The sequence below is a fragment of the Bradyrhizobium sp. SHOUNA76 genome, assembly GCF_023006445.1.
Taxonomy (GTDB): Bacteria; Pseudomonadota; Alphaproteobacteria; order Rhizobiales; family Xanthobacteraceae; genus Bradyrhizobium.
Genome location: NZ_JALBHA010001139.1, coordinates 1 through 512, shown reverse-complemented (window position 1 = coordinate 512; position 512 = coordinate 1). Strand labels below are relative to the sequence as shown.

Sequence of the window (512 nt, the reverse complement as noted above, 5' to 3'; positions counted from 1 at the left end):
AACCGTCTGGTGCTCTCGCGCGCCTTCTCCGACCTCTACAAGTCGATGAACGTGCCGCGCGTCGCGCCATTCTTCGAGGCCTTCCGCGACAGCCTGCGCGCGCGCGCCGACCGCGACGAGCCCAGGATCGGCGTGCTGACCCCCGGCAGCTTCAGCGAGACCTATTTCGAGCACGCGACGCTGGCGCGCTATCTCGGTTTCCTCCTGGTCGAGGGCGACGATCTCGCGGTCAGCGACAACCGTATCCACATCCGCACGGTCGCCGGGTTGAAGCGCCTCGACGTGCTGCTCCGCCGCGTCGATTCCAATTCGCTCGATCCGCTCGAGCTCGATGCCTCCTCGCATCTCGGCGTCCCCGGCCTGATCGACGTGCTGCGCAAGGACGGCGTTGTCGTCGCCAACATGCCGGGCTCGGGCGTACTGGAGGCGCGGGCGCTGCTCGGCTTCCTGCCGGCGCTCAGCCGCCGCCTGCTTGGCGAGGAGCTGAAGATGCCGCACATCGCGACCTGGTG

The 512-nt window shown here is 68.4% G+C and carries 1 protein-coding gene; it reads left to right on the top strand.

Translation table 11 applies throughout. From position 1 onward, the window contains the following. A partial coding sequence (locus MOV74_RS40175) for a circularly permuted type 2 ATP-grasp protein (protein WP_246933105.1) occupies positions 1 to 512 on the top strand: 512 nt, incomplete at both ends.